This window comes from Sphingopyxis sp. (assembly GCF_036402335.1).
In the GTDB taxonomy this organism is placed as follows: domain Bacteria; phylum Pseudomonadota; class Alphaproteobacteria; order Sphingomonadales; family Sphingomonadaceae; genus Sphingopyxis.
This window is the reverse complement of the sequence record NZ_DASWTD010000593.1, coordinates 1-8,346: the sequence shown is the minus strand read 5'-3', so window position 1 is coordinate 8,346 and position 8,346 is coordinate 1. Positions and strand designations below refer to the sequence as shown.

The following is an 8,346-nucleotide window of genomic DNA, read 5'->3' as shown; positions in this document are numbered from 1 at the left end:
GCGCTCGGCATCGCCAACCATGTGATGTACGAGATGATCCAGGCGAAACAGATGAGCTTCGACCTGTGGCTGACGATCAAGGTCTGGGGTGTCACCGCCCTCTCCTTCCTCTTCACCTTCAGCCAGGTGCCGGTGATGCTGAAAAACGGCCTCGCCGTTCCCGACGAGGCGGCGAGCGACAGCTAAGCCACGATCCTCCCTGTGCCGCAGGCATGGGGAGGTGGCAGCGCGAAGCGCTAACGGAGGGGCCCGTGGCGCAACGTCGCTGCCTCTCCACCACCGCTTCGCTGCGGTCCTCCTCCCCGTGGCCTTCGGCCGCAGGGAGGATCATAGGAAGTAAGCTTGAGCCTTACCCCCGTCGCTGGCATAGCTGCGTCACCGGCTCCGGGTCGCACGCGGCGCCGCGAAAAACAGGGGGAACTGCCATGGATAAATTTTTCGGAAACCTGCACGCCGTGCTGGGCGCAGGCCTCGTGCTCGCGATCATCCTGATGCTCTGCCTCAACGGCCAGAATTTCGAGGACGGGGTTGCGGCGGGCAACGCGATCATGCGCTGGCTGCACACTTTCTTCGGCGTGCTCTGGATCGGCCTGCTCTATTATTTCAATTTCGTCCAGATTCCGACGATGCCGAAAATTCCGGCCGAACTGAAACCCGCGGTCGGCAAGCATATCGCGCCCGCCGCGCTGTTCTGGTTCCGCTGGGCGGCGCTGGTCACGGTGCTGCTCGGCCTCGCGATCGCCGGCCACGCCAAATATCTGGCGCCCGCATTGGGTCTGCAGGATCCGTACAAGCTGATCGGCGTCGGCATGTGGCTGGGCCTGATCATGGCGTTCAACGTCTGGTTCGTGATCTGGCCGAACCAGAAGAAGGCGCTGGGCATCGTCGAGGCCGACGATGCGACCAAGGCGAAGGCCGCGAAGACCGCGATGATCTTTTCGCGGACCAACACCTTGCTGTCGATCCCGATGCTCTATGCGATGGTGAACTTCAGCTAAGGCGCCGCAACGACAAATCGAAAGGGCGCTTCGGGAAACCGCGGCGCCCTTTTTTGTTTCCGTTCGTGTCGAGCGAAGTCGAGACACCCGTCGAGATGGCGCCAAGCCGAGGGGCATCTCGACTTCGCTCGATGCGAACGGGTTTCTGGCTTTAGCCTTGCTCGACCGCCGCCTTGTGCATGCGGCCGTTCATCACATAATGCGCGATGCCCATCTGCATGCCCGCGGCCTGTGCATCGTCGATCTCGCGCACGCGCCGCGCGGGCGATCCGGCCCAGAGTTCGCGATCCGGAATTTCCTTGTTCTCGGTGAGGAGCGCGCCCGCCGCCAGCATCGCGTCGCTGCCGATCCGGCACCCGTTCATCACCGTCGCCTTGAGGCCCACGAACGCACGGGGCGCGAGCGTGCAGCCGTGCACCATCGCCATATGGCCGATCAGCACATCCTCGCCGATGATCGTCGGGAAACCCTCGGGCCGGTGCGGCATCGGGCCGTCGCAATGCACGACGCTGCCGTCCTGGATGTTCGATCGCGCGCCGATCACGATGCGGCTGACGTCGGCGCGCAGCACACAATTATACCAGATGCTGACGTCGGGGCCGATCGTCACATCGCCGATGATACGGCTGCCCGGCGCGATGAAGGCGCTGGGGTGGATAACGGGCGTCTTGCCGTTGACGCTGATGATGCTGACGTCGGTGTATGTCATTCGTCGCGGCCTCCGAAGATATGATCCCAAAGCAGGACCGGCAGCGTCGACGCATAATCGTCGGTCCAGCGCTCGAAATGCGGGCGCGCCTCCAGCGGCACCCACGCGCCATCCTTCGACGCATCGGTGCGCGGGCGGATGCCGCCGGTCAATTGCCGCAGCCGCTCGGGCGTCGCGGTCAGCGCAACCCAGTTCGAACCGGTCAGGTCACCATAATCGTCGCCGATCGGCCCCGGGTCCATGCGGATCGCCGACGCCCAGCCGCGGGCCCGCGCTTCTTCCGCCAGTACCGGCTCGAGCCCGAAGAAGCGGTTCGAGATATGGATCAGCAGGATGCCGTCGGGCTTCAGCGCGCGCTGATAGATGCCGATCGCCTCCTTGGTCAGCAGGTGAAGCGGGATCGCATCGGACGAAAAGGCGTCGATGACGAGGATGTCGAGGCGACCCGGCGGCTGCTGCGCGATCTGCAACCGCGCGTCGCCGATAACGATCGGGGTGTCGCCGGCGCAATCGGACAGGAAGGTGAACTTGGCCGGATCGCGCGCGATCTCGACCATCACCGGATCGATCTCGAAGATCGTCCATTGCTGACCGGGCTTCCGATAGCAGGCGAGCGTCCCCGCCCCCAGCCCGACGATGCCGATCGACGCGTTCGGTCCGGCGAGCGCGCCGGCCTTGTCGAGCGTCAGCCCGACGCCCGACTGATGGCCATAATAGGTCGTCGGATCGCGCCGGTGCGCGGCGTCGGTGCGCTGGAGGCCGTGGAGCGTCGTGCCATGCGCGAGGCGGCGCTGGTTCGATGCGGGATAGTCGGTGACGGTATAGACGCCGAAATAGCTGCGCACGCGCGCGCCGGTGAAGCTTTCCTGGATCGTGTCCCAGCCGCCCGCGCCGATCATCAGCAGCATCAGCACCGACACGAAGGCCCAGCGCCAGCCGATGACGAGCAGCCCGGTCACGAAGATGGCGAGGCCCCAGGCCACGGTGGGTCGATCGAGGACGCCGCCCCAATTGTTCACCATATGCCAGCTGGCGAAGGCCGCGATCGCGACGAGCAGCACCACGACGATCCGCACGCTCTGCGCCGACAGGTTCAGCCATTTGTCCCACGGGAAAAGCGCGGGCAGCGGCAGCAGCGCCCCCGCGGCGAGTACGAGCAGCGGATGCTCATAGACCCAGTCGAACAGCAACGGCGCAAGCAACGCCGCGAACAGCCCGCCGAGCACGCCGCCGGCCGACATGATGAGGTAGAAGAGCGTCAGATGCTGCTTCGCGGGCCGCAGATAATAGAGATAGCCGTGGAGCGCGGTCGCGATGACGAACAGCATCGCGAGGCTGGCCTGCGCGATCGTCATCGATCCGCCCCCCGAACTGAGCAGCGCAAGCCCCCCGACGGCCAGCAGCGTGGCCGGGGCAAGGAAAGTGATGATCTGCGTCGGCCGTTCCATCGTCGAAAAGGCGATGACGAAGCTCAGCAGATAAAGCCCGAGCGGGAGCACCCAGAGCAGAGGCATCGCGACGATATCGGTGGTGAGGTGCGTTGTCGTCGACAGCATCAATCCTGACGGCACCGCGGCGATGAGCAGCCAGTGGATCTGGCGGCGCCATGTCGGCCGCGCCTCGTCTTCCGCGCCGCTCGCGCTCTCGGCGGTTTCGGCATGACTATGCCAGCGCGCGGCGGCGCTTGCCGCGACAAGCAGGACGAGCAGCGCATAGCCGGCGGTCCAGCCCCAGCTTTGCGCTGCAAGGGGCAGGGTCGGTTCGACGAACGCCGGATAGCTGATCAGTCCGGCGAAGCTGCCGAGGTTCGATGCGGCGTACAGATAATAGGGATCGCCCGCGCGGCTGTCGGCCGCGAACCAGCGCTGCATCAGCGGCGCCTGCGCCGAGACGACGAAGAAGACCGGACCGATCGACGCGAGCAGGAGCAGGGGCACCCATAGCGCTTCCTGCCCCGGGCCCGGCGGCGCGATCTGCGCGATGCCGATCGGGAGCCACAATGCGGCGACAAGGAAGAGCGCGAGGTGGATGATCGCCTGACGCCGCACGGTGAAGCGGCCGAGCCAATGCGCATAGGCATAGCCGCCGAGCAGCAGCGCCTGATAGACGAGCATCGCGCTGTTCCACACAGCGGGCGCGCCGCCCAGCTTGGGCAATACCATCCGCGCCACCATCGGCTGGATCTGGAAGAGCAGGAAGCTGCCGACCAGGATGGTCAACACGAAAAGCCAGCGGCGCGGTGTCCCTGTCATCAAATCCCCACTTTTCCGGTCCCCGGCGTTCCGGGCCCGGTTTTTTTCATCATTGTCCCAGAAGCCGCGCCGCGTGGAGCGCGTGATAGCTGAGCACGCCCGACGCCCCGGCGCGGCGGAAGGCGAGCAGCGTTTCGAGGACGAGCGCGTCGCGGTCACCCGCGCCCGCCGCAGCCGCCGCCTCGATCATCGCATATTCGCCCGACACCTGATACGCATAGACAGGTACGGCGAAATTCGCCTTCACCGCCGCGACGATGTCGAGATAGGGCAGCCCCGGCTTCACCATCACGCTGTCGGCGCCTTCGGCGAGGTCCTGCGCGACTTCGCGCAGTGCTTCCTCGCTGTTGGCGGGATCCATCTGATAGGTCTTCTTGTCGCCCTTGAGCAGCCCGCGCGAGCCGACCGCGTCGCGGAACGGCCCGTAAAAAGCCGACGCATATTTGGCGGCATAGCTCATGATCTGGACATGGCCGAAACCCTCGGCCTCGAGCGCCGCGCGGATCGCGCCGATGCGGCCGTCCATCATGTCGCTCGGCGCGATGATGTCGGCGCCGGCGCGCGCCTGGTTGAGCGCCTGGCCGACGAGCACCTCGACCGTTTCGTCGTTGAGCACATAGCCCGCATCGTCGATCAGCCCATCCTGCCCGTGGCTGGTATAGGGGTCGAGCGCGACGTCGGTGAGGATGCCGATATCGTCGCCGAGCGCCTGCTTGATCGCGGCGGTGGCCCGGCACATGAGGTTATCGGGGTTGAGCGCCTCGCCGCCGTCCGCGCTGCGCCGGTCGGCCTGCGTATAGGGAAAGAGCGCGAGGCACGGGATTCCCGCGGCAACCGCATCCCTCGCGCGCTCGACGAGCAGATCGACCGACCATCGCGATACGCCGGGCAGGCTCGCGATCGCTTCTTCGCTACCCGATCCGTCGCAGACGAACAGCGGCCAGATGAGGTTCGCGGGCGAGAGATGCGTTTCGCGCACCATCGCGCGGCTCCAGCCGGTACGGCGGGTGCGGCGCAGGCGCAGGTCGGGGAAAGCGGCTTGGGTCATGCGGCGTGCATAGCGGCGCTTCGCCGCAGGGCAAACGGATATTGCCGCATCTTGTGGCGGATCAGGTCCCGCCCTCGGCGCGCTTCGAGGCGACATCGGCGAGCGACCCGAGCTTCGGTCCCTCGACCTGTTTCGGTGCGATCGGGGTCAGCGCGGCACCCGGTGCGATCGACGTGAGCGTGCGGATGCGCGCACGGAATTCGGCCAGCGCCTTGCCTTCGAGCAGCGCGCGGGTGACGAAAGTCACCGACGCCGGATTGACCGCACGGCCGTTGCGATAGAGTTCGTAATGGAGATGCGGGCCGGTCGAAAGGCCGGTCGAGCCGATATAGCCGATCACCTGCCCGCGACTGACGCGCTGGCCGGGGCGCACTGCGATCCGGCTCATATGGCCATAGCCGGTGCCGAGGCCATTGCCATGGTTGAGCTTCACATAGTTGCCGAAGCCGCCGGTGCGCCCGGCGATCGTCACGATGCCGTCGGTGACCGCATAGATCGGCGCGCCATAACCACCACCGAAGTCCATGCCGCTATGCATCCGCCGATACCCGAGAATCGGATGGCGCCGCATGCCGAAGGTCGAGGTTACGCGCCCGTTGGTCGGCCGCGCCATGCCGCCGCGCTGCTCGCCGACGCCCGACGCCTCGAACCATTGGGTCCGGCCGTCGACATTCCATTCGAGCATCGACAGCTTCGGTTTGCCGCCGCGGATCAGCCCGGCATAAAGCAGCTTGCCCGTTTCGCTCTCGCCCGTTTCGGCGCGGCGGTAATCGACGATGATGTCGAACTCGTCGCCGGCGCGAATGTCACTGCCGACCGAGATCTGCTTGCCGACGACGCGCAGGTACGACTGGATCGCCGCGGGCGGGGCACCGGCGGCGCGCGCCGAGCGATAAAGGCTGTCGCCGACCCGGCCACGGATGCGCAGCGGCGTCGTATCGACCGCGATCGGGATGCGCCGCATCACCAACCGGCCGCCTTGCCGCTCCATCTCGATACGCAGGTCGAAGCGCGCGCGCATCGCCAGCGCCTCGACCGGGCGCGGCATCGTGCGCGCGGCGCGGCGGCCGAGGATCAGGTCGATGCGCGTGCCCGGCGCGATGTCGGCCAGCGGGACCGCGCCCGCCACCTGGCTGGCCAGCGCCTGCGCTTCGCTGCTGCCGACGCCCGAGCGTTCGAGCAGGCGCGCGAAGCTGTCGCCGCTGCCCAATGTCGCGGTGAGTTCGATCTGCGGGCGTTCGGGGGTCTGGGTCAGCGGACGGACGGCGTCGGTCGCCGCCATGTGGCGCCCGGTGTCACCGCCGAGCGCGAGCGGCACGATCATCTGCGCGCGCGCTTCGTTGAAGTCGGCCGCCCCCAATGCCGGCGCGCCGCCGACTTCGAACGGCTGGATACCGGGGAAGGTCGCGATCGCGGTCCCGCAGAGCAGGGTTAACGTCGCAAGGCCGCGCCACCATTCGGCCGAGCCGATATTGTCGCCAAGGTCGGGGACAAGGTCGAGCCCGGCGAGTCGGTCGCGCCAGCCGGGCTGCGGTTCGGCATCGGAATCGGCGCGCCGCAGCGAGATCGCCTGCGACATCGCGAGCGCAGCCGCGTTGCCCGACATCCCCGCGATGGGTTCGTGACGCTGAAACAAATTGCAACCCCCGCTCGGCAAGCCTCCCGATAACCCGGCTGCCGAATGACGTTTTCGAAGCGTTCTCTGTAAAGAAAGGTCGTTAAAGTCAATTTAATGGGGTGCATGCCGAAGTGGCTTGCGGCAAGCCGTGGCGAGGGCGGGATATTATGCAAGGTCCAGGGAAAAATCGGCCTCTACCCTGCCATTCGACGATAGGCTGTTGCGCGATGATCGCGGCCATGCCAGCTTGGTGCCCAAGAAAATGACGTCACCCTCCTCCCAGCCGGTCAAGGCTGTCCTTGGCCCCACCAACACCGGCAAAACCCATTTGGCGGTCGAGCGCCTGACCGCCCGGTCCAGCGGCATGATCGGCTTTCCGCTGCGCCTGCTCGCGCGCGAGGTCTATGACCGTGTCGTCGCGATCAAGGGCGCGGCGCAAGTCGCGCTGGTCACGGGCGAAGAGCGGATCACGCCGCCCGACGCGCGCTACCTGCTCGGCACGATGGAAGCCTTGCCGATCGAACGCGACGTCGCCTTCGTCGGCATCGACGAGGCGCAGCTGGGCGCCGACCCCGAACGCGGCCATGTCTTCACCGACCGGTTGCTGCGCGCGCGCGGACGCGAGGAAACGATGATCCTGGGGTCGGCGAGCATCCGCGGCCTCGTCAAAAGCCTGGTGCCCGAGGCCGAGATCATCACGCGGCCGCGCTTTTCGACCTTGAGCTATGCCGGGTCGTCGAAGCTGTCGCGGCTGCCCAAACGCTCGGCGATCGTCGCCTTCTCGGCCGAGGAGGTCTATGCGATCGCCGAAATGCTGCGCCGCTTTTCAGGCGGTGCCGCGGTCGTGATGGGGGCGCTCAGCCCGAAGACGCGCAATTCGCAGGTCGCGATGTTCGAGGCGGGCGAGGTCGACTATCTTGTCGCCACCGACGCGATCGGCATGGGGCTCAATCTCGACGTCCAGCATGTCGCCTTCGCGAGCCTGCAGAAATTCGACGGGCGGCGCCTCCGGCGGCTGACGATCTCGGAGATGGCGCAGATCGCGGGCCGCGCCGGCCGGCACCAGCAGGACGGCAGTTTCGGTACCGTCGGCCTGCCGCAGGGCGGCTTCACGCCCGAGGAAATCCTGGCGATCGAGGGGCATCATTTCCCGCCGCTCTCCAGCCTGTTCTGGCGCAATCCGACCCCGGGCTTCGGCTCGCTGGAGCAGCTGCTGGCCGACCTCGCCAAGCCGCCCACGCAGCCATCGCTGCGCGCCGCCCCCGAAGCGGTCGACATCGCGGTGCTCAAGCATCTGGCGGGCGACATGGAAGTGCGCGCGCGGGGCGGCGATTTCGACGCGGTCCAGCGCCTGTGGGACGCGTGCGGCCTTCCCGATTTCGAACAGCTCGGCGCCGAGCATCACAGCCGCACCGTGTTCAAGCTGTGGCAATGGCGCACGAACGGCGACGGGATGATCGATCCCGACTGGTTTGCCCGCCGCCTCGAGCGGATGAACGATGTCGAGGGCGATATCGAGCAGCTCGCGAGCCGAATCGCGGCGGTGCGCACGCTCTGCTTCATCGCGCAGCGCGGCGACTGGATCGCCGGCGCGGCGGGGTGGACCGAACAGACGCAGGCGCTCGAATCGCGGCTGTCCGACGCGCTGCATGCGGCGCTCGCGCAGCGTTTCGTCGACCGCCGGCTCGCGCTGCTGCTTCGCGACGCCGGCCAGCGGAACG

The 8,346-nt window shown here is 67.0% G+C and carries 7 protein-coding genes; 3 read left to right on the top strand and 4 right to left on the bottom strand.

What is annotated here, in order from left to right; genetic code table 11:
• Both VGD20_RS19295 and VGD20_RS19290 read left to right on the top strand, forming a co-directional pair.
• The coding region (locus VGD20_RS19295; protein ID WP_331135995.1) for a septation protein IspZ at window positions 1-186 on the top strand (186 nt) is incomplete at its 5' end.
• A 239-nt stretch (window positions 187-425) separates the two neighbouring features.
• Window positions 426-998, top strand: a complete 573-nt coding sequence (locus VGD20_RS19290; RefSeq protein ID WP_331135994.1) for a urate hydroxylase PuuD — start codon at window positions 426-428, stop codon at window positions 996-998.
• 151 nt (window positions 999-1,149) lie between these two features.
• Here the strand turns inward: VGD20_RS19290 and VGD20_RS19285 are convergent, their stop codons facing one another.
• The 4 genes from VGD20_RS19285 to VGD20_RS19270 form a co-directional block, all read right to left on the bottom strand.
• The gene (locus VGD20_RS19285; protein ID WP_331135993.1) at window positions 1,150-1,707 is read right to left on the bottom strand and encodes a gamma carbonic anhydrase family protein; all 558 of its coding nucleotides are present in this window, start codon (window positions 1,705-1,707) and stop codon (window positions 1,150-1,152) included.
• Entirely contained in the window at window positions 1,704-3,959 is a 2,256-nt protein-coding gene (locus VGD20_RS19280; RefSeq protein WP_331135992.1) for a fused MFS/spermidine synthase, read from the bottom strand. Before VGD20_RS19280 ends, VGD20_RS19285 begins: the two co-directional genes overlap by 4 nt.
• A 49-nt stretch (window positions 3,960-4,008) precedes the next feature.
• Entirely contained in the window at window positions 4,009-5,007 is a 999-nt protein-coding gene (hemB, locus tag VGD20_RS19275; protein WP_331135991.1) for a porphobilinogen synthase, read from the bottom strand.
• Window positions 5,008-5,068: 61 nt separating this feature from the next.
• Window positions 5,069-6,613, bottom strand: coding sequence for a M23 family metallopeptidase (locus VGD20_RS19270; protein WP_414714598.1), 1,545 nt, complete (start codon window positions 6,611-6,613; stop codon window positions 5,069-5,071).
• Window positions 6,614-6,887: 274 nt separating this feature from the next.
• Between VGD20_RS19270 and VGD20_RS19265 the strand changes: the two genes are divergently transcribed.
• Window positions 6,888-8,346: helicase-related protein (locus VGD20_RS19265; RefSeq protein WP_331135996.1), on the top strand; the 1,459-nt coding region annotated here is incomplete at its 3' end.

Bases quoted from the DNA above. Each gene is read 5' to 3' on its own strand.
- VGD20_RS19290 (WP_331135994.1), top strand. From the start codon at position 426: ATGGATAAATTTTTCGGAAACCTGCACGCCGTGCTGGGCGCAGGCCTC.
- VGD20_RS19285 (WP_331135993.1), bottom strand. From the start codon at position 1,707: ATGACATACACCGACGTCAGCATCATCAGCGTCAACGGCAAGACGCCC.
- VGD20_RS19280 (WP_331135992.1), bottom strand. From the start codon at position 3,959: ATGACAGGGACACCGCGCCGCTGGCTTTTCGTGTTGACCATCCTGGTC.
- hemB (WP_331135991.1), bottom strand. From the start codon at position 5,007: ATGACCCAAGCCGCTTTCCCCGACCTGCGCCTGCGCCGCACCCGCCGT.
- VGD20_RS19270 (WP_414714598.1), bottom strand. From the start codon at position 6,613: ATGTCGGGCAACGCGGCTGCGCTCGCGATGTCGCAGGCGATCTCGCTG.